Origin of the sequence: Lactobacillus hominis DSM 23910 = CRBIP 24.179, from assembly GCF_000296835.1 — a bacterium.
Lineage (GTDB): Bacteria > Bacillota > Bacilli > Lactobacillales > Lactobacillaceae > Lactobacillus > Lactobacillus hominis.
Window position 1 is genome coordinate 1 of the sequence record NZ_CAKE01000015.1, and the last position, 19,074, is coordinate 19,074.

A 19,074-nucleotide genomic window follows, 5' to 3' on the forward strand; every position below is an offset into this window, starting at 1 on the left:
TAAAGTAGACTTCTGATTAAGGCATGCTCTAGCTTGGCTTTTTTGCGTCTTCAAAAATAAATTTCAGTAAAAATGTTAATGCTGATAGCTATGTTGGGGAGAAAAGTGTGAAGAAAAGACATAAGTATAGTTTAGCAATGCTAGCCAGCACAATTCTGCTTCTTTTTGCAGGTTGCCAAAATCATACTAATCAATCTAGCTCAAAATCTAGATCTTTAGTTATTAAAAAACAAAAAAGCAAAAAAAATAGTAAAAAGTTGATTATAGTTCATAAAAAACAGTCTACTGAAGAGAAAATGCCGACTGTGACAGAGTTAATGAATAATGTGGCTGATTTTAATGAGGGAAATTTCGATATTCGCATTAATAATACAACGGAAAAAGGATATGACACTGGTGTTATTCAAGAAAACCCGCGAATTGTTCACTATAAATTTAATGGTGGAATGTCTTCAGAAATATGGACGACGGATAAGGACGTTTATACCTTAGAAGGTAACAAATGGATTCAGACAGGACAAACTTATAGATGGGATAGATTTGATCCAATTACCAATGTTCCAGTAGCGCTGATTAGTCAAATGAAGGTATCTAAAAGTAATGATGGCTATAAAGTTGTCTATCAAGGAAATTCCCAAGAAGTAAAAGAATTAATGGAAAAATACATTATTCATGTAACACGTAATTATTATCGGAGTCCATGGGAAGATCAAGACTTCACATCTGCAACTTTAACTTATACCTTCAATAAGCAAAAGCGATTAATTGCTATGAATTATGAATGGAGCGCAGGCACAAATAGAGGAACTGCGGCTTATACGAATATTAACCAGCAAAAGTTAGCAGTTCCCAATAGTGTAATTCAAGCTGCAGCAAATAATCCTGATAGTGTTGATAACCAAAATAACAGTGATACATATAATGACGATTAGTAAAAGTAAGGAATTATAGAAAAAGAGCATGGATAAGATAAGAAAAAATAAGTTTGTTGTTAAAGCTAAAGAAATCTGGAAAAAGCATAAAGTTGTAGTTTCAATTGCTGGTGCAATTGTCGTATTGCTCTGCGTTTTTGGATTTCATCAAGCCAATAGTAAGGTTGACCCATTAGCAGATGTTCAACATGTGGTTTGGAATCCTTATAGCGAATCTTGGGTAATTCCAGGTCCTGAACGAGCACAGATTGCCACTAAAATGAGAATTGCGGTCTTTAAAAAATACGGTGCTAAAAGTCAGACAATTAAATCCTTTGAAGATAATCCTAAATGGTATTACGGCGCCGATGATTATAAAACAGCTAATGCAGATATAGGCGTTGATAAAACTAACGAAGCTATAAAAGAACTGGATTCTCTAAAAGATGGATTGAAGCTTGAACATGATAATAGCGGTAAAAAGCTGATTCTTAAAATTGATGTTCCGCAAGATCAAGCCAATAAAGATGGCATCAAGCTTGCAAATCGAGAATTTAGTACTGATGAACAGCAATAGATAATTTCAAAAGTTTAAGGTGGTGATGCGCTACATTTCCAAGTGGAAAATGATGATTAAATAAGCACTTAAAATTATCAAACAATATCAAAAATGTCGATTATTAATAATTTTCAAAATAGGGGAAAACATGAAGAATAAAAAGTTAATTATTACAAGCATGTTAGGTGCAACTTTATTTGGCTCAAGCTTAATTCTAACTTCTAAATCAGCTCAAGCTGCAGTAAAGGAAACGCCAGTTAATGGTACTGTTACTGTAAAGTATGATGGTAAAGGTAAAGTAAATCTATTAAATAGCGATGGTGCTTACCAAAACCAATACGTTTCAAAAAATAGTCAATGGAAAGCATTTACTAAAGCGACTATTAATAATCAAGAAATGTATCGTTTAGGATCAGAAAAGCAATGGATTCCATCAAAATTCACCCAATTCAATGAAAAAGGTGCTGAAAACAATACTCCAGCTGTTAATGGTCGAGAAGAAAGTTATAAAGGCCATGTTGCTACTGTTGTCTATCATGGTCGCGGTGGCGTTTCTTTACTTGATAAAAACGGTAAACATACTAAGCAATATGTTGCAAATAACTCAACTTGGAAAACTTTAGGTAAAGCAGTAATTAATGGCCAAACTGTATACCGTATTGGTAGTGAAAATCAATGGTTGCCAGCTCAATACAGCGTGATTGATAAAGCTTACCAGAATCCAGCTGGTTATTATCAGGTGCAATACAGTCAAATTAAGCCTACTGGTAAAGTTGGCTATACTGTAGGACGTGGCTACGAAGGTATTAAAACTTGGTTAATTATGAGAAGACTAGGTACTTTTGGCGGATATGCTAACTACAACTGGGCAACTTATAATGCAGTTAGACGTTTCCAAGCAAGTCATCATCTTCCTGTAACTGGAAATGTAGACGTAAATACTTGGCAAAAGCTAGGCTTCACTAGAAACTCATTCTACGATATTGATAGTTACATTGCTCCATTAGGCGCTAGCAAAACTCAAGGTAGATCTGCTCATATTGAGGCAATGATTAGACAAGCTTATAAATATCTGGGCAAACCTTATATTGTAGGTGCTTCAAGCAGTCCACAATATGGTACTGACTGTTCTGGACTTGCAATGCAAGCTTTATATGCTGGCGGAATTAATCCACAATCTGCATCTTCAATTAATCACGCTCATCCAGGTAATGAATGGAATTCACGTAATTTATGGGCTGATAGAAGACTAAAGACTGTTCCATATTCACAAAGACAACGTGGAGATTTGATTTTCTACTACCAACCAGGAACTCGCACTATTTGGCACGTAGCAATCTACTTAGGCAATAACCAAGTTATCGAAAGTTGGCCACCAAGAATTATGGTTCAACCAATTATTAATGGTCAAAGAAATATTATTGCTGGTGTAAAGCGTCCGTTTATTTAATTGGTGAAAAATAAAACAATGAAAAAGAAAAATTTATTAAGTTTTTGTTTTGCTAGTTTAGGATTAGTGAGTTTATGCTTGATTAATCATAATCAGGTAAAAGCTGCTGAAGCAGATGGACAAGCAGACGTTCAAACACAAAATACAAGTTTAGATAGTCAAAATCCAGTAATTAATGAGAATAAAAATAATACTACTCAGCAAGTTACTAATCCAACAAATAATGAGCGTCCCTATAATGCAGTTGCCACAATTAAGTATCAAGGACCGGGTAAAGTAGCGGTTTGGTCTAATTATAATGAAACTAAAAAGCTAACTGGTAATTATTTGGCAAATGGTACACGCTGGAAAACATTTAAGCAGGCCAAAGATACTAATGGCTCTCAATGGTATAACTTGGGTGGTAATCAATGGGTAATTGATAAATATATTACTTTTTCAAATGCTCCGACTAAGAAAGCAGCAGTAACTGCTCAAACAAATACGCGAAATGGCATAGCCTATGAAGGGCAGCATAAGCGCTATGTATTTTATAGAAATGACAAAATTCAAACTGGTAAAATTGTTAGCGGTTCGCAAACTTTTTATACTGACAAGTTTGGTGGAATCTATTCAGTTCAAAAAAATGTACCAGTAATTAGTCAAAGACCTGAGCTTCCAACGGGATGTGAAATGACTGCCGTTACGATGATGCTTCAAGGTGCAGGGGTTAAAGTTAACAAATTCCAAGTTGCAAGAGATACGCCACGTTCATCAAATGGAGATTATGGATTTGTTGGGAATCCATATAGCGTGACTGGCTGGTGGGTTTTTCCTAATGGAATTGCGCCTGTAGTAAGAAAATATTTAGGTCATAGCGAAAATCTTACTGGTGCAAGCTTAGATCGAATTAACGATAAATTAATGCACGGACATGCAGTGGTGATGTGGATGGCTAATATGAATGGCTTTGTAAACCATGCCATTACATTGACTGGTTACAATACGCGTGGAGTCTATTATTACAATAATCCATGGACTGGACGTAAAGAATCTATTAGCCGTGCTTCATTATTAAGTCACTGGGCTAGAGATAAAAAACGCGCTTTGAGTTATTAACTATTAATCATTTGTGGAAACTTATGCAATTTCGTTAATTAAGATAGCATGAAATACAAAAAATTACGGGCCTTAGGCCCGTTTTTTTATGCACTCAGTCTAGTAAATTAGTATTATAAAGATTAAAATATAGAATAATCCTAAACTATGAAAGGTTCTACTCCAATGTCACTAATCTATATTCGCCAGGCTCAACTACAAGATCTATCCAAAATAATGCTCATCATCGCGCAGGCTAAAACTTTCTTGAAAAATAGTGGCTCAAGTCAGTGGCAGGCAGAGTATCCAAATGAAACAACGATTCAAAATGATATTGCTGAAAAAGTTGGCTATGTGTTAATGGTTGATAAAAAAATCGCTGGCTATAGTGCAGTTATCGCAGGAGTTGAGCCAACTTATCGCGATATTGAAGGCAATTGGCATAATGAAGTTGACGAATATGCTACAATTCATCGCATGGCAATTTCCAATGAATTTCGCGGGATGCGTCTCGCAAATTATTTCTTTTCAAATATTATTTCTGTGCTGTTTGCTCAAGGTGTTACTAATTTTAGAATCGATACTTCAAGAAAGAATAAAATTATGCAGCATTTAGCTGAAAGTCATGGTTTTGTGCAAAGAGGAATTATTCAAGTGGACGAAGATCCTGAAGATCCGAGCCGTATAGCTTACGAATTAAATCTTTAAAAGATAAATATGAACAAAAAAACTGCGACTAGATTCGCAGTTTTTTATTTAAAGATATTTTTATTATTTGCTTAATCTGTTTTCGGCATCTCGATATACCTTTTCACGTCTTCTGGCACCTATAGCAATAATTTTGATTATTTTTATTTTCTCTTTGTCACGTGTAAAAATAATTCTTAAACCCATTTTTTTGTTCTTAAGTTTGCGACAATTAATAAGTTTGCCATGTAGTGGTTGACCCGCATTCATGCCAAGTGCTTTTAAACGAGAAATTCCTTTGTCCACGAAGACTAGTTGATTACCTTCAAGATTATCATATTCTTCTTTTGCTTCGGGAAGATAAATTACTTCATAAGGAGTCTTGTGTGGCATTAATTACTCCCATCCATCATTTTCATCTATTTCTACAGAAGCGTTAGCCTTATTTTTCCCTCTGACTTCTTCATCACTATAATATTCACCTGAATCATTTGCTAGGCGTGAAGCAGCATTTTTTTCTACTAATAAATCTTCAAGTTGATCTAGTTTTTTCACCATTGCTTCGTAATCCTTAACTGACATTACGATTCCAGCTGGAGTATTACGATTTAAAACATATACTCCAGTCCCTTGATCTTCAGCTTCTTTGAATAATGTTCCTGGATTTTTTTTTAAATCAGAAATGCTTGTAGTGGGTACATCTAATGTTTTTAACATTGAACTCATCCTCTCTATTATAATAGTATAGCATGTGAAGTCTTTTATAAAACTAATAATAGTCTTATTGAAGTTTTTTAAAAAGCGTATTTATAAAGAATTAATTAATAACTAAAAATCCGAGCCGTATAGCGTACGAATAAAAGATGTTTTTAACCTAAAATAACTACCAATATGAGAAAATATGTATAGGGAGGCGAATATTATGCCTTATACATTAACGCAGCTGATCGTTTATTTTTTTACTTATGCAGTAATTGGCTGGCTCTGGGAGACAGTTTACTGCTCAATTAAAGATCATCATTATGACTATCGTGGATTCTTATTTGGTCCGTATTGCCCAGTTTATGGCTTTGCAGTAACGACGATTTTAGTTTTCACTTACCGGGTACGCGATAATATTTTATTGCTCTTTTTAGTTGGAATTATTGTGGCAACGCTTTTTGAATATTTTGCCAGTCTTTTTTTAGAAAAAGTCTTCCACATGAAGTTGTGGGACTATTCGCACTTGTGGGGCAATATTCCAGGAAGAATAGCACCGATTATTTCTCTAGGATGGGGTTTTGGTGTGGTTTTACTTGTTAAATTTGTCCAGCCACTAGTGCAAAAGATGATTAATTGGGAGGAAGCTAAAATTCATGGCTTTTTAGCATTAATTGTGGTGTTAGTCATGGGAACCGACTTTATTTGTACGATCATCAGTGTTGAAAGATTCCATACGACTACGCAAATGTGGGATCAGCGCATCAATCAATTTATCAGACAATTGCCAGATAAATTGGAACATGATCATAAGCAAGTTCATGCTGCAGTAGTTGCACACCTCAATGATATAGAGCCTGAGCGTAAGTTATCTTGGAACCAAAGACGTTTGCTCAAGAGCTTCCCTCAGATGAAGTTTAATGACAGCGATAAATTCAATAAGATTAAAGAGCATTTGATTAATAAGAATAATTAACAAAAATCTCTAGCCAGTACGACTAGAGATTTTTTACATCTTAATATGTTTTTTCATAATAACCATCCCAATGATTAAAAGTAAAATTGACACGGCATTTACTAAAACTTGAATTGGTTCGCCATGGGCGCTGATTAATCCACGCAGCAGAGCAGTTACGCCAAGGCCCATTAAAAAGTTTACGCTGGTATCGCCATTATGCTTTAAAGCTGAAAAAATCATTGCTGCAAATTCAAAAAATAAGAAAAATACAATGACTTCATCTAATACTTCCAGATGGACTTTGAAGATATTATTGGTTGTAATTAAGATTCTGCCTAAAGAAAACAGCTCCATAAACAGGACGATTACAAGATAAATGCCCAAAATACCTAGTGCAGTTACAGTTAGAAATTTCAAAACATTAGCGAATTTATTGGTGAATTTATTAAAGTATTTCATATTTATCCTTTTTTGCGTGATTAGTCTATACTTTATTTTCGCGCTGATAAGGTGAAAAAGCCACCATTAAGTAGTGTTTTATTAATACTAGAAAAAAATCTTTTTATTCAAATGTTTTATTAGTATAATGTGAAAAAACAAAATTAATGGGATGTGAAATAATGAAAAGAATAGTGATTTTTCCTTTCGCGATGATATTTATAGCATTGTTAATTAGTCTGGTTTTTCCAAAATATTTTGTATTTAATAGCAACACAATTATTTCATTATGTATTGGAATTGGATGTTATTGGTTAGCGTTATTAATTAATAAATTGAAGAAGTAACAAAAGGATGCCAAAAGGTATCCTTTTGTTTTCACAATCTAAAATTGGTCTATTGCAATTTTTCTTATAATTCAGTCCAGTAGACGAATATTATTAAAAATGGTATTATGTGAGCGCATACAAAAATAAGGAGAAAAAAGAAGAATGAAGACCATTTATTTAGTAAGACACGGAGAAACTCTCTTTAACGTTCACCACAAGATCCAAGGCGCCTGCGATTCGCCTTTAACTGCTCTTGGAAGAAAGCAAGCTCAATTAGTGCATAATTATTTTCAGCATAAATTTATCCACTTTGATGCCGCTTTTTGCTCGACTCAGCAGCGCGCTAGCGATACGTTGGAAATTATCACGAATAATAAGCTTCCTTATACTAGGCTGAAGAATTTATGCGAAAAAGATCATGGTCAATATGAAGGCCAAGACGAGTATATGCTGCCGTGGAGAAGAGGGTATAGTAGAAAGAACCCGGCTTTTGAATCAGATGACCATGTTACTTACCGCATGATTCAGGCAATGGATGAAATTTTAAATGCAACTCATGAAGGCGAAAAAATCTTAATTGTCGGCCATGGCACAGCTTTACGTTTATTTACCAAGCATGTAAATCCTGTTTTTTCAGCTTATAGCAACTGCGAAATAGTTAAAATGACAGCTCAAAATAATGTTTTAACTTACGAAAATAGCTTTACACCGGCTTTAGAACTAGTTAATTAGATAAAAACTATTATGCTATAATCTCATTTTTGTTACATTATTACATGAATTTAACAAAATAAGTATTTATTACAGCCATGTAACAAAACTGCGCGTTTTCTTAACCTTAAACCCGCCTTTATGTTATGGATATGCAATATTATCTGTGTAGTATATAAGCTGTCAATTGAAAGAGAAAAAGATTTATATCAATTGAACTATATTTACGAAAGATAATATTTCAAAGGAGAAATTAATTTTGAAGAATTTTAAATCCATCAATTTTAAATCTGTCCTAGTTAAGTCAATCATGGCTGCTGGCGTTTCATTCGCTGGATTATTTACTTTAAACAATTTGAACTCAAACAGCACTGTACATGCTGCAACTACTGCTAACGATCCTAAAGTTGTTACTGTAAACTACGTCCCTGGTTATGGTATCGCAGTTTGGAACGGTACTGATAATAATGCACATACTACTGGTCAAAAGTTAGCTCATGCTACTTCTTGGAAGGTAACCGATTCTAAATATGATGCCCAAGGTAACAAGTGGTATGACTTAGGATTAGATCAATGGGTTATGGCTAAATGGACTCGTAATGGTTTACATACTGTAGATGAAAACGTTCGTTTTGATTATGTTGCACCAACTACAACTCAAGCTCCAGTAGCTCAAAACCAAACTACCACTTATGCAAATAACAATGCATCAAGTTACAACTACAGTGCTCAAAACACTCAATCTTACCAACCAGCTCGCTCATACAGTAACTACACTTCTAATGCTACTGGATCCGAAGCTTCAGCCAAAGCCTGGATTGCTGCTCGTGAATCAGGTGGTTCATACTCAGCAAGAAATGGCCAATATATTGGTAAGTATCAATTATCTGCTAGTTACTTAAATGGTGACTACTCAGCTGCTAACCAAGAAAGAGTTGCTGACAACTACGTTAAGAGTCGTTACGGTTCTTGGGCAAACGCTCAAAGTTTCTGGCAAGCAAATGGTTGGTACTAAAATTTAACCAACAAACAATAAAATAGAATATAATAACTATAGCATCCCTATGCAGGGATGCTATTTTTGTATATTTTACAGTGCCTTAAAAGTTTGCTATATTCCTATCTAGGTCACTAATTTAGAGATTTATCGATTTTAGAAAGTTGACAGAAAGCGCTTTCTATTCTATCCTATATTTAGTGGTACTAACCAGTTAATGGAATGAGGTGCTAAAATGGCTACGCCATTGTATAAAAAGATTATTTTAGATTTGGAAAATAAAATTCAAAATGAAATGAGTCCAAATGAAAAATTGCCAAGTGAGCGCCAATTGCTTGATCAGTATCACGTTAGTCGCAATACAATTAGGCTCGCTTTACGCGATTTAGAAGAACGAGGAATTGTTTATCGACTACATGGGAAAGGTACATTTGTAAGTACCATTTCAGTAAATGAAACTAACTTAGGAAACATGTATTCATTTTCAAACCAAGTAGCTATTCAGGGTCACAAGCCATCAACACAAAACCGCACATTCGACTTGATTAACCCAACTAAAGAAGTAAGCGAACAGCTGCACTTGGCTGATAATGAACGAGTTTATAAGTTGGTAAGGGTAAGATTAATTGATGATGAACCCAGATTATATAGCGAGACTTTTCTACCAGAAAGTCTGTTTCCAGATTTGATCATGTCGGATTTAAATAATAAACAGCTTTATGATGTACTTAAAAGCAAATATAACCAAATTGGTGTGATGGCTTTTGAGGATATCCAAGCAGTTAATTTAGGAAAAGAAGAAAGCGACATTTTAAAGGTTAAAGCTGGCTCACCAGCACTAAAAATTTATCGTCGAGTAATTAACGATCATAACATTACGATCGAATTCACTCGTGCTGTAGCTCGAGGCGATAAATTCATCTATAGAACTCGCCAATATAATAATCTGGTTTAAGTGTTCGAAACGAAAGGAAAACAATATGTTTACTAAGACCGATGACGAACTAATTAAATTAGGGGCACAGATTACTACTCGTGAAATTGAGCAGCAACCACAATTGTGGCAAGAAACTTTAAAGATCTATCAAGATAAAAAAGGTGAAATCGAAGACTTTTTAAATAAGATCAATGAAAAATTTGGCAAAGTGAAGGTTATCTTTACCGGCGCTGGTACTAGTGCTTATGTAGGAAATACCGTAATGCCATATTTAAGAAAACATGCTGATCGCACTAAGTATGATTTTGAAGCAATTGATACTACTAAGATCGTTTCAACTCCAGAAGATTACTTAGAAGCTGACACCCCAACGGTTTTACTTTCTTTTGCACGTAGTGGAAATTCACCTGAATCAGTAGCTACTGTTGAACTAGCTAAGCAATTAGTAAATAACCTGTACCAAATTGCAATTACTTGTGCGCCAGAAGGACACTTGGCACAAGACTTAGAAGACGATCCAACTGGTTTAGTTTTATTAATGCCAGCCAAATCTCTGGATCAAGGATTTGCAATGACTGGTTCTTTTTCATGCATGGCCTTGATGTCATTATTAGTATTTGATACGTTGTCAGATGATAAGAAGGCTAACATCATTGATGAAATCTCTTCAATGGGACAAAGCGTAATTGATCGTGAAAGCGAAATTCAAAAATTAGTTGATACTGATTTTGACAGAATTACTTACATCGGTAGCGGTGCTTTAGGTGGTTTAGCTCAAGAAGCACGTTTGAAGATTTTGGAATTGACTGCTGGTAAAGTTGCTGCATTATTTGATACATCAATGGGCTTACGTCACGGTCCAAAGTCATTCTTAGATGATAAGACAATTGTTTTTGACTTTGTTTCAAACAATACTTATACCAGACAATATGATTTAGATATTTTAGATGAAATTAGAGACGATAACATTGTGCCTTTAGTTATGGGAGTTGGCCCAAAAAAGAGCGGACAAGACTATAATGGAAAGTTCTTTGCCTTTGAAAGCGATGAATTATTGCCAGATGCATATTTAGCTTTGCCTGACATTATGTTTGGTCAGACAATTGCATTGCTTACTTCAATTAAGGTGGGCAATACGCCAGATACACCATCGCCAACTGGTACTGTTAACCGTGTTGTTAAAGGTGTAACTATTCATAAGTTTTCTAAATAAAGAAGGTTTTAAAGATGACATATTATATTCACGCAAAAAAGTTTTTCTTAGAAAATAAGACTGAGCTTGGAGGCTATTTAGAGGTCCAAGATAACGGTCAATTTGGTTTTTACTACCCAGAAAGCCAAAAGCCAGATGGCGAGATTAAAGAGTATGGCGATAAGTTAATTGCACCAGGTTATTTTGATAGTCACATTCACGGCCTTTTGAACGAAGATGTGATGAAGAGCGACTGGGAAGGAATTAACAAGATTTCTGAAGGCTTGCTCAAAGCTGGTGTAACTAGCTGGCTGCCAACTACCATTACGGCTAGTCATGAACAATTGCTTGAAATTTGTAAGATGTTTGCGGCTCACAAAGGTCAAGAAACTGGCGCAAAGATTCAAGGTATTCACTTCGAAGGGCCTTACTTTACTGAAAAACATGCTGGTGCTGAAAATCCTAAGTATATGCGCGATCCTTCAATCAAGGAATTGCATGAATACGAAGAAGCTTCAGATGGCATGTTAGTTAAGATGTCCATGGCTCCTGAACGAAAAGGCTCTAAAGAGTTTGTTCGTCAAGCTGTTAAAGAAGGCATTGTTATCTCATTAGGGCACTCAGCTTCTAATTATGAAGATGCCATTGCTTGTGTTGAAGCAGGGGCAACTATGTTTTGCCATACTTATAATGGCATGGACCCATTGTCGCAACACGCACCAAATATTGTTGGGGCAGCCTTTTCAAGCCGTTTAACTACTGATGAATTAATCTGCGATGGACACCACGTACTGGAGCCAACCATTAGAGCTTTGGTAAATGCAAGAGGACCCGAACATATTGCTTTAATTACTGACTGTATGCAGGCAGGATTGATGCCAGACGGCGACTACATGCTAGGTGAATTGCCAGTTTACGTAAAAGATGGCATGGCTCGTTTGAAGTCTAATGATAGCTTAGCCGGCAGTATTTTATTATTGAAAGACGCTGTTAAGAACTTAGTTAACTGGAACGTTGTAACGCCTGAAGATGCAGTTATGATGGCTAGTTATGTACCAGCTAAGAGTATGTCTATGACTAATAAGTGCGGTGTGATCAAGCCAGACCATGATGCAGACTTTGTTATATTAGATGATGATATGACAGTTGAAGAAACTTACTTAAACGGTGTATCTAGATATAAAAAATAATTTCAAGCAAATTGGTAAGAACCAGTTGACAAACAATGGTTGGTACCTTATTATTTAAGTATAAGTTAAGCGCTTACATTGCTTTTAATGAGAGCATATTTAACGATACGGAGGGAAATTATGAGTATAGTAGGAGCTCGAATCGATGGACGATTGGTCCATGGTCAAGTAGCTAATCTGTGGACACCAAAACTTCAAGCAGATCGAATTATTGTTGTTGATGAGCAAGCAGCTGATAATGATATTCAAAAAAGCGGCTTAAGAATGGCAACACCAATGACGACTAGGCTGAGTGTTTTGAAAGCTGCAGTTGCTGCTGATCATTTAAACAAGCACCGTTATGGAAACCAAAGAGTTTTCATCGTTGCTAAGAAACCGGCTGAATTTTTAGCTTTATTAAACATGGGACTTAAGTTAGATACTTTAAATGTTGGTACCATGTCTCAAACTGATACAACCAAATCTATCACCAAACAGATCAATGTAGAAGAAAAAGACGTGGAAGATTTCAAACAAATTGCAGATAAAGGCGTAAACATCACAGCACAACTTACTCCAAGTGATGATTCTCACGACTTTATGAAATTGTTAAATGATAAGTTAAAGTAGGAGGGTCATTATGATTGCTTGGTGGCAAATATTATTACTAACCCTGTATGCAGGTTATGAAATTCTTGATGAATTGCAAATTTATTCATCTTTAAACACTCCTGTAGGTGCCGGTTTAGTTGCCGGAATTGTTATGGGAGACATGGGAAAAGGTTTGATGATTGGTGCTGCAATGCAGTTGATGGTTTTAGGTGTTGGTACCTTCGGTGGTGCTTCTAAGATCGATGCGACAACTGGTACTGTTTTAGCAACAGCCTTTTCAGTAAGTGTTAGCGGTTTAAGTTGGCAAGCAGCTGTTTCTTCAATTGCTGTTCCAGTAGCTGCTATCATGGTTCAATTGGACGTTTTAGCAAGATTTACTAACACTTTCTTTGCTCACAGAATCGACCACTTTATCGATACTCAAAATTACAAGGCAATTGAAAGAAACTTCTTGTACGGAGCTATTCCTTGGGCATTATCACGTGCTATTCCAGTGTTCGTAGCTTTAGCATTCGGACGTGGTTTAGTTCAAAATATTGCCAACGCCTTAAACGGTGACTTGAAGTGGTTAGGAACTGGTTTAACAGTAGCTGGTGCTGCATTACCTGCAGTAGGTTTCGCAATCTTGCTTAGATACCTACCAGTTAAAAAACACATTGCTTACTTAATCTTAGGTTTCACTGTAACTACTTTGTTTGCAACAATGTTTACCAATATCCAAACGTTAGGTACTGGACTTGCTGCAGCAAGCAAGGGCTTCACTACTGTATTTAACGGTTTACCAATGCTTGCAATTGCCCTCTTAGGTTTGGCACTAGCCATCTTACACTACAAGGGTATTCCAGTGTCAAAAGCTAAGTCAGAAATTGATGCACAAAGTGCAGAAAAGACTAGTTTAGATGCAAATGACGAAGGAGAGATCACTGATGACGAACTCTAATCCACAGTACAAGTTAACTAAAAAAGACTTTAATCAAATTAATAGAAGATCTCTTTTTGGCTTCCAACTAGGTTGGAACTATGAAAGAATGCAAAACACTGGTTACTTATACACTATGCTTCCACAATTGCGGAAAATTTATGGTGATAAGAGTCCAGAGTTAAAAGAAATGATGAAGACTGAATCCCAGTTCTTTAACACTTCAAACTTCTTCAACACTATAATTACTGGTATCGACCTTGCTATGCAAGAGCACGAAGGTGTTAAGAGTCGTGAAACTGTTGCCAGTTTAAAGGTTGGTTTGATGGGACCATTTGCCGCAATTGGTGACTCTATCTTTGCCGCATTAATCCCAACTATCTTTGGTGCTTTGGCTGCTTCAATGGCGGCTGAAGGAAACCCAATTGGTGTAATTATTTGGATCATTGCTAACTTAGCAATCTGTGTGTTCCGTTGGAAACAATTACACTTTGCTTACGAACAAGGTACCACTTTGGTTACCGATATGCGTGATCGTTTGAACGCATTAACTGACTCAGCTACTGTTTTAGGTGTGTTCATGGTTGGTGCATTAGTAGCAACAATGATTAACATTAAATTTGCCTGGGTACCACAAATTGGTAAAGTTACGATGGATGTTCAAAAGAACTTGGACATGATTATTCCTAAATTATTGCCAGCATTACTTGTAGGTTTTGTATACTGGTTATTGGGAAGAAAGAAAATGACTTCCACTAAAGCAATCTTAATTGTTTTAGTATTGTGTGTAGTTCTTGGCGGTTTGGGCATTATTGCCAAAGCCTAACTGAGAGAAAGGAAAGAAAATGGCTAAAGATTTAGTTTTAATTAGTCATGGCAGAATGGCTGAAGAAGTAAAAAAGAGTGCTGAATTAATTATGGGTCCACAAGACCATATTCACACCGTTGTATTATTACCTGAAGAAGGTCCAGAAGACTTTGAAAAGAAGTTTAACGACACAATTAAGGATTTTGATGAACCTGACATCACTGTTTTTGCGGACCTGATGGGTGGCACTCCAGCTAACACTGTGAGTCGCTTGATTATGAGTGGCAATGACAAGATTCATTTAATTGCCGGCATGAATTTAGCCATGGTAATTGAATGGTTGAACAGCCAAATGGTTGGCAACGATTCAGATTATGTAAATGCCGGTAAAGCAGGTATTGTTGATATTAATCAAATGCTTGCAAGTATGAAAAAGTAAATCAAGTGAATAATGATAAAAATTCTACTTTCGTAAGTCTAATTACGTCAGTGGAATTTTTTTGTTTGTCCAAAATAAAATTTGGCGAAAGAAAAGAGCTGGTTTCAAAAATCAGCTCTCTATTTTTGCCCTTTTATTTAAAGATTAATTGAATTGTTTCAAGCGGTTTTAATTCTTCATCAATTGTAGCAATGCCATCTTCTAATTTGATATCGATATCTTCGACGCCAACGCCGTTTTTCTGGTAGCGAATTAGGCGAGCTTTTTGACTAGTTAAATGAGATACGTGCCATTTAATTTGATCATAGCTATCTAATGAGAAGTTAGAAATCCAGGCAACTTTGCCATCTGCTTGAACGTTTAGCTTTACATTAGCCATATCAACATCTAAGTAATCAATTGGAGCAATTGATTCCATAATCTGTTGGAAAATCCCTTGTTTATAAGTAGAAAACTGCGACTCCCAGCCGTGTTTTGGATCTTGGTTCATTGGCATGACAACAATGTGTTTATCAATTACTGCCATAAAGTTACCAAGTTTTTCATCTAAAGAAGAGTAAGCATAAGACCAGACCTTAACATCGCTGTCATGATCGTAATCAAGTTTTAAATAGTCGCCTGTATGTTGATTCATAGTAACGCGAGGATTCTTAACGCCTTGAACTGTTATGCCGTCAGCTTGTTCAAATGATTGATAACCGGTTTTGCATGGATGCCAAGTGGCTTTATTAATGTGAAGTAGACTGCTTAATTGACGATCCAGGATAACTTGAATGCTTTCGCCATCTAGTAAAACAGTGTTGTTTTTGAGCAATTCTGTGATCTGTTCATTAGTAAAATTACGCAATAATTGGCCGGCAATAGCAATAGTTTGATTTTTTAAATGCATGTCGGAACTAACAGGTAAGATAGTCGTTGCAAAGCCAAAACTTGCTAATAAACTAGCCCAATTCTTTTCATGTGGAAGCATCTCTTCAGGGATGCGTCCATTTGTTGTGTGAATTGAATAAGCTGAATCTTGATCGACTAAAACTTTGATGCCTTTTAGATGGTGCATTTTTAAGCGATTTTCTTTTAATTGGTTTAAAAATGGCTTAATTTCGGCAAGCATTTGGTCGTAATGCCAATGATCATTAATTCCGTTGCCCATCATATCGAAGATATTAAGCATGATTCCGCGACTACCAAGTAAAGCTGACGTGATAATTTGAAAAGCAATAAAGCGATTGGACTTAACTTGTGGGCTCCACATTGAATTTTCCAATTCTGGATAAAGTTCTGCATCATCGCCTAGATAAGCTGCGGTAATGCGACTATATTCTTCAAAGTTGCGGCCATAGATATTAGGTGCAACTTCGTTATAGGCGGCCAAGTGCGGGCGAGCAACTCTTGGATGGTTAAGTCCTTGAGCGTCAAATAGCTGCTCCCAATCGCGTCCTTCAATTGCGTGCCAGTCAGGAAATGAAGTCATTTGGCCGATATCAGTTTTAGGGCTAACCTTGTGGACTGCTTCGGCAATCATTTTTTCATTTTCAATCATTTCTTTGCGAGCTTGATCCAGATAAATCCTACGTTCAGCAGTTGGCTTACCTGACTTAAGCATGTTTTTAACAAAGTCTGCGCGACTCTCTTTTTTTCCGAGCTTTTCTTGATAAATCTTCATATGATAATCACAAAAACACATTAATTTTAGTGGGGTGTGATTATAGTGACGAAAATCATCTTCCATCCATAGTCTGTGGGGATGAATACTTGCATATTGCCCATATCTTTCGCAAATATATTTTCTCCAAGTAGGATCAGCTGGACAAGCCATGTCTTGCGCTTGATCACCATTGATATCGACGAATGTTCTAAAGCCGATTTCTGGGTTTACATGATAGCCACGGTCTGAGTGCATAATCGTTGTCCATGGATTAAGACTAGTGGTAACTCCTAATTCAGCAAGCTTTTTTTGCATAGGCTTGATAGCATCAAGCCATATATGAGTTTGCTCTTTAGTTAAGTGGCTGTGATTTAATTCTTCGCCATTAATAAAAAATGCCACGTCATTGATCTTAGCTTTTTTAACAAAATCATACAGTTTTGCTTCTTTTTCTTCATCATTTGTTTGCGGATCGAACGAATAACGAAGCGTATATGTAAAGGCCATAAAACCCCTCCTTAATAAATAATAATTTCTAGATCTATACCTAAATTTTATCATTAATTAGTACTGGTAGGAACCATAATATGTGATAAATGCTTATATAAAAGGGCATAATAAAATATTTTGTATAAAATGTAATCGTTTACTTTAAAAATGGTTGGTACAAGTTTATAATATAGATGTGCGGTTAAAGTAGTTAAAGGAGAAAATTTATGAAAAAGATTTCAGCTCAAGTTGCAAAACATATGGATAATTTATCAACTAAAGATGGTGTTATTAGCGCATTGGCAATTGACCAACGTGGTTCATTAAAGAAAATGCTTGCCGATGCCGCAAATAAGCCAGCCGATGAAACAACTATTGTTGATTTTAAAAAAGCTGTTTCTGAAGAACTGACACCTTACGCTTCTGCTATTTTGACAGATCCTGAATATGGTCTTCCTGCAACTAAGGTAAGAAATAAGGATTGCGGTTTGCTTTTAGCTTATGAAAAAACTGGTTATGATACCGCTGAACCAGGTAGAATGTGTGATTTGATTGAAAATCAATCTGGTTTAAGAATCAAAGAAGAAGGAGCAGACGCAATTAAATTCTTGCTTTACTTTGATCCAGATGAAAGCGACGAAATTAACGATAAAAAACGTGCTTTCGTTGAAAGAGTTGGAGCTGAAGCAAAAGCTAACAAATTGCCATTATTCTTAGAATTGTTGACTTATGATGCAAACATTGCTGATGCTAAAGGCGAAGATTATGCTAAAGTAAAGCCTGAAAAAGTTATCAAGACCATGAAGGAATTTTCTGACCCACGCTACAATGTGAGTGTCTTAAAAGTCGAAATGCCATTTAATATCAAGTATGTTGAAGGCTTCAATGGTGATAACGACGTAATTTACACTCAAGAGCAAGCAAAAGACTTGCTAAAAAAGCAATCAGCTGCTACTGAATTGCCATATATTTTCTTATCAGCTGGTGTAACTTCTGAAGAATTTATTGCTGAAATTAAGATGGCTGAGGAAGCTGGCGCTGACTTTAACGGTGTACTTTGCGGGAGAGCTACTTGGAAGCCTGCAATTAAGCCATTTGCTGCTGAAGGCGAGCAAGTCGGTCGCGACTGGCTTGCTAGTGAGGGTAAGCAAAATATCGAAAACTTGAATGCTGCTTTGAAAGGCGCCAAGTCATGGAGAGATAAATTAGAAGTCGAAGACTAAGTTGAAATATTTTTAATAAAGAGCTGAGAGCGATTCTCGGCTTTTTTATTAGGCAAAACTAATGGCTAATTTGGCGGAATTTCATGATATGATGTTTTAATGTAAACAAAGAAAGGGAAAGTCATGAAAACTATTTATTTAGTCCGCCATGGTCAAACATTTTTTAATTTACATCAAAAAGTTCAAGGAAGAGTCGATTCACCGTTAACTGAGTTGGGGATTCGACAAGCACAAAAAGCAAGGGACTGGTTTCAGAAAAATAAAATTAATTTTGACATGGCCTTTTGTTCAACGCAAGAAAGAGCTAGCGATACGCTAGAGATTGTTACCAATAATCAGATGGATTACACGCGGATGAAAGATTTGCGCGAAAAAAATTACGGGATGTATGAAGGGCAAGATCAATATACTCTGCCTTGGCATTATGGCGAAAGCCGTGATTTTGTAGCAAGTATGGAGCCAGATAGTGACGTTGTTAAGAGAATGGAACGTGCAATGTCGACTATTTTGAAAAAGGCAATTCATGCGAAAACTATTTTAATTGTCGGACATGGTGATATTTTAGCTCAATATATTAGACGACATGATGCAGGCAGGGATTTTACCTCATTGGGCAATTGCGAGATTGCAAAGTTAGTAGAAAATGATGGTAAAGTAGAATTGGTAGAAACAGTGTGGCCGGCACGTAATTTAGAATAAGAGAAAGAACCGCTTAGTGCATTTTGAGATGCAGTAGGCGGTTTTTAGATTGGTATAGTCTAATTTATGTTAAAAACTTAGCTATATGAATAAAGAAAATAGAAGACGCAGACCAAATGGTAAAGA

General features: G+C 36.0%; 21 protein-coding genes. 17 read left to right on the forward strand and 4 right to left on the reverse strand.

The window, feature by feature from the left end:
• Positions 1 to 107: 107 nt before the first annotated feature.
• From BN55_RS06020 to BN55_RS06040, 5 genes are all read left to right on the forward strand, one after another.
• On the forward strand, positions 108 to 932 hold the full coding sequence (locus tag BN55_RS06020; RefSeq protein ID WP_008471075.1) for a hypothetical protein: 825 nt from the start codon (positions 108 to 110) through the stop codon (positions 930 to 932).
• A gap of 28 nt (positions 933 to 960) precedes the next feature.
• Positions 961 to 1,488: a hypothetical protein gene (locus BN55_RS06025; RefSeq protein WP_008471076.1), complete on the forward strand. Its 528-nt coding sequence runs from the start codon at positions 961 to 963 to the stop codon at positions 1,486 to 1,488.
• A gap of 130 nt (positions 1,489 to 1,618) precedes the next feature.
• Positions 1,619 to 2,920 carry a C40 family peptidase gene (locus BN55_RS06030; RefSeq protein ID WP_008471077.1) on the forward strand — a complete coding sequence of 434 codons (1,302 nt, stop codon included), beginning with the start codon at positions 1,619 to 1,621 and terminating at the stop codon, positions 2,918 to 2,920.
• Positions 2,921 to 2,938: 18 nt separating this feature from the next.
• Complete coding sequence (locus tag BN55_RS06035) at positions 2,939 to 4,018, forward strand: C39 family peptidase (RefSeq protein WP_008471078.1); 1,080 nt, start codon at positions 2,939 to 2,941, stop codon at positions 4,016 to 4,018.
• A 165-nt stretch (positions 4,019 to 4,183) separates the two neighbouring features.
• Positions 4,184 to 4,705 (forward strand): GNAT family N-acetyltransferase, encoded by a 522-nt coding sequence (locus BN55_RS06040; RefSeq protein WP_008471079.1) that lies wholly within the window; start codon positions 4,184 to 4,186, stop codon positions 4,703 to 4,705.
• Between the two features lie 63 nt (positions 4,706 to 4,768).
• On the opposite strand, the gene BN55_RS06045 is transcribed toward BN55_RS06040, so the two are convergent.
• Complete coding sequence (locus tag BN55_RS06045) at positions 4,769 to 5,077, reverse strand: hypothetical protein (protein WP_008471080.1); 309 nt, start codon at positions 5,075 to 5,077, stop codon at positions 4,769 to 4,771.
• 3 nt (positions 5,078 to 5,080) lie between these two features.
• Positions 5,081 to 5,401 (reverse strand): type II toxin-antitoxin system Phd/YefM family antitoxin, encoded by a 321-nt coding sequence (locus BN55_RS06050; RefSeq protein WP_008471081.1) that lies wholly within the window; start codon positions 5,399 to 5,401, stop codon positions 5,081 to 5,083.
• Positions 5,402 to 5,606: 205 nt separating this feature from the next.
• Here BN55_RS06050 and BN55_RS06055 point away from each other — a divergent pair, with 205 nt between their 5' ends.
• Positions 5,607 to 6,359 carry a putative ABC transporter permease gene (locus tag BN55_RS06055; protein WP_008471082.1) on the forward strand — a complete coding sequence of 251 codons (753 nt, stop codon included), beginning with the start codon at positions 5,607 to 5,609 and terminating at the stop codon, positions 6,357 to 6,359.
• A gap of 33 nt (positions 6,360 to 6,392) precedes the next feature.
• Here BN55_RS06055 and psiE read toward each other — a convergent pair whose 3' ends face one another.
• A complete protein-coding gene (psiE, locus tag BN55_RS06060; RefSeq protein ID WP_008471083.1) occupies positions 6,393 to 6,800 on the reverse strand; it encodes a phosphate-starvation-inducible protein PsiE in 408 nt (135 codons plus the stop codon).
• Positions 6,801 to 7,270: 470 nt separating this feature from the next.
• On the opposite strand from psiE, the gene BN55_RS06065 reads away from it, so the two are divergent.
• From BN55_RS06065 to BN55_RS06105, 9 genes are all read left to right on the forward strand, one after another.
• A complete protein-coding gene (locus BN55_RS06065) occupies positions 7,271 to 7,840 on the forward strand; it encodes a histidine phosphatase family protein (RefSeq protein ID WP_008471087.1) in 570 nt (189 codons plus the stop codon).
• 238 nt (positions 7,841 to 8,078) lie between these two features.
• Positions 8,079 to 8,834, forward strand: a complete 756-nt coding sequence (gene apf, locus BN55_RS06070) for an aggregation-promoting factor (protein WP_008471088.1) — start codon at positions 8,079 to 8,081, stop codon at positions 8,832 to 8,834.
• Between the two features lie 217 nt (positions 8,835 to 9,051).
• The gene (locus BN55_RS06075; protein WP_008471089.1) at positions 9,052 to 9,771 is read left to right on the forward strand and encodes a GntR family transcriptional regulator; all 720 of its coding nucleotides are present in this window, start codon (positions 9,052 to 9,054) and stop codon (positions 9,769 to 9,771) included.
• A 25-nt stretch (positions 9,772 to 9,796) separates the two neighbouring features.
• On the forward strand, positions 9,797 to 10,966 hold the full coding sequence (locus tag BN55_RS06080; RefSeq protein WP_008471090.1) for an SIS domain-containing protein: 1,170 nt from the start codon (positions 9,797 to 9,799) through the stop codon (positions 10,964 to 10,966).
• Between the two features lie 14 nt (positions 10,967 to 10,980).
• Entirely contained in the window at positions 10,981 to 12,135 is a 1,155-nt protein-coding gene (gene nagA, locus BN55_RS06085) for an N-acetylglucosamine-6-phosphate deacetylase (RefSeq protein ID WP_008471091.1), read from the forward strand.
• A 120-nt stretch (positions 12,136 to 12,255) separates the two neighbouring features.
• The gene (locus tag BN55_RS06090) at positions 12,256 to 12,744 is read left to right on the forward strand and encodes a PTS sugar transporter subunit IIB (RefSeq protein ID WP_008471092.1); all 489 of its coding nucleotides are present in this window, start codon (positions 12,256 to 12,258) and stop codon (positions 12,742 to 12,744) included.
• Positions 12,745 to 12,754: 10 nt separating this feature from the next.
• The gene (locus BN55_RS06095; RefSeq protein WP_008471093.1) at positions 12,755 to 13,666 is read left to right on the forward strand and encodes a PTS mannose/fructose/sorbose/N-acetylgalactosamine transporter subunit IIC; all 912 of its coding nucleotides are present in this window, start codon (positions 12,755 to 12,757) and stop codon (positions 13,664 to 13,666) included.
• Positions 13,653 to 14,471: a PTS system mannose/fructose/sorbose family transporter subunit IID gene (locus tag BN55_RS06100; protein ID WP_040469415.1), complete on the forward strand. Its 819-nt coding sequence runs from the start codon at positions 13,653 to 13,655 to the stop codon at positions 14,469 to 14,471. The genes BN55_RS06095 and BN55_RS06100 overlap by 14 nt, the downstream gene beginning before the upstream one ends.
• A 19-nt stretch (positions 14,472 to 14,490) precedes the next feature.
• A complete protein-coding gene (locus BN55_RS06105) occupies positions 14,491 to 14,892 on the forward strand; it encodes a PTS sugar transporter subunit IIA (RefSeq protein WP_008471096.1) in 402 nt (133 codons plus the stop codon).
• Between the two features lie 133 nt (positions 14,893 to 15,025).
• Here the strand turns inward: BN55_RS06105 and BN55_RS06110 are convergent, their stop codons facing one another.
• Entirely contained in the window at positions 15,026 to 17,044 is a 2,019-nt protein-coding gene (locus BN55_RS06110) for a hypothetical protein (protein WP_008471097.1), read from the reverse strand.
• 209 nt (positions 17,045 to 17,253) lie between these two features.
• On the opposite strand from BN55_RS06110, the gene BN55_RS06115 reads away from it, so the two are divergent.
• Positions 17,254 to 18,249: a tagatose 1,6-diphosphate aldolase gene (locus BN55_RS06115; RefSeq protein ID WP_008471098.1), complete on the forward strand. Its 996-nt coding sequence runs from the start codon at positions 17,254 to 17,256 to the stop codon at positions 18,247 to 18,249.
• Positions 18,250 to 18,372: 123 nt separating this feature from the next.
• The gene (locus BN55_RS06120; protein ID WP_008471099.1) at positions 18,373 to 18,948 is read left to right on the forward strand and encodes a histidine phosphatase family protein; all 576 of its coding nucleotides are present in this window, start codon (positions 18,373 to 18,375) and stop codon (positions 18,946 to 18,948) included.
• The last annotated feature ends 126 nt before the right edge of the window (positions 18,949 to 19,074 follow it).

Excerpts from the sequence above, each read along its gene's own strand:
- BN55_RS06090 (WP_008471092.1), top strand. The coding sequence starts at position 12,256 with ATGAGTATAGTAGGAGCTCGAATCGATGGACGATTGGTCCATGGTCAA.
- nagA (WP_008471091.1), top strand. The coding sequence starts at position 10,981 with ATGACATATTATATTCACGCAAAAAAGTTTTTCTTAGAAAATAAGACT.
- psiE (WP_008471083.1), bottom strand. The coding sequence starts at position 6,800 with ATGAAATACTTTAATAAATTCACCAATAAATTCGCTAATGTTTTGAAA.
- BN55_RS06075 (WP_008471089.1), top strand. The coding sequence starts at position 9,052 with ATGGCTACGCCATTGTATAAAAAGATTATTTTAGATTTGGAAAATAAA.
- BN55_RS06110 (WP_008471097.1), bottom strand. The coding sequence starts at position 17,044 with ATGGCCTTTACATATACGCTTCGTTATTCGTTCGATCCGCAAACAAAT.
- BN55_RS06105 (WP_008471096.1), top strand. The coding sequence starts at position 14,491 with ATGGCTAAAGATTTAGTTTTAATTAGTCATGGCAGAATGGCTGAAGAA.
- BN55_RS06050 (WP_008471081.1), bottom strand. The coding sequence starts at position 5,401 with ATGTTAAAAACATTAGATGTACCCACTACAAGCATTTCTGATTTAAAA.
- BN55_RS06030 (WP_008471077.1), top strand. The coding sequence starts at position 1,619 with ATGAAGAATAAAAAGTTAATTATTACAAGCATGTTAGGTGCAACTTTA.
- BN55_RS06120 (WP_008471099.1), top strand. The coding sequence starts at position 18,373 with ATGAAAACTATTTATTTAGTCCGCCATGGTCAAACATTTTTTAATTTA.
- BN55_RS06045 (WP_008471080.1), bottom strand. The coding sequence starts at position 5,077 with ATGCCACACAAGACTCCTTATGAAGTAATTTATCTTCCCGAAGCAAAA.
- BN55_RS06065 (WP_008471087.1), top strand. The coding sequence starts at position 7,271 with ATGAAGACCATTTATTTAGTAAGACACGGAGAAACTCTCTTTAACGTT.
- BN55_RS06025 (WP_008471076.1), top strand. The coding sequence starts at position 961 with ATGGATAAGATAAGAAAAAATAAGTTTGTTGTTAAAGCTAAAGAAATC.
- BN55_RS06080 (WP_008471090.1), top strand. The coding sequence starts at position 9,797 with ATGTTTACTAAGACCGATGACGAACTAATTAAATTAGGGGCACAGATT.
- BN55_RS06055 (WP_008471082.1), top strand. The coding sequence starts at position 5,607 with ATGCCTTATACATTAACGCAGCTGATCGTTTATTTTTTTACTTATGCA.
- BN55_RS06100 (WP_040469415.1), top strand. The coding sequence starts at position 13,653 with ATGACGAACTCTAATCCACAGTACAAGTTAACTAAAAAAGACTTTAAT.
- BN55_RS06035 (WP_008471078.1), top strand. The coding sequence starts at position 2,939 with ATGAAAAAGAAAAATTTATTAAGTTTTTGTTTTGCTAGTTTAGGATTA.
- BN55_RS06115 (WP_008471098.1), top strand. The coding sequence starts at position 17,254 with ATGAAAAAGATTTCAGCTCAAGTTGCAAAACATATGGATAATTTATCA.
- BN55_RS06095 (WP_008471093.1), top strand. The coding sequence starts at position 12,755 with ATGATTGCTTGGTGGCAAATATTATTACTAACCCTGTATGCAGGTTAT.
- BN55_RS06040 (WP_008471079.1), top strand. The coding sequence starts at position 4,184 with ATGTCACTAATCTATATTCGCCAGGCTCAACTACAAGATCTATCCAAA.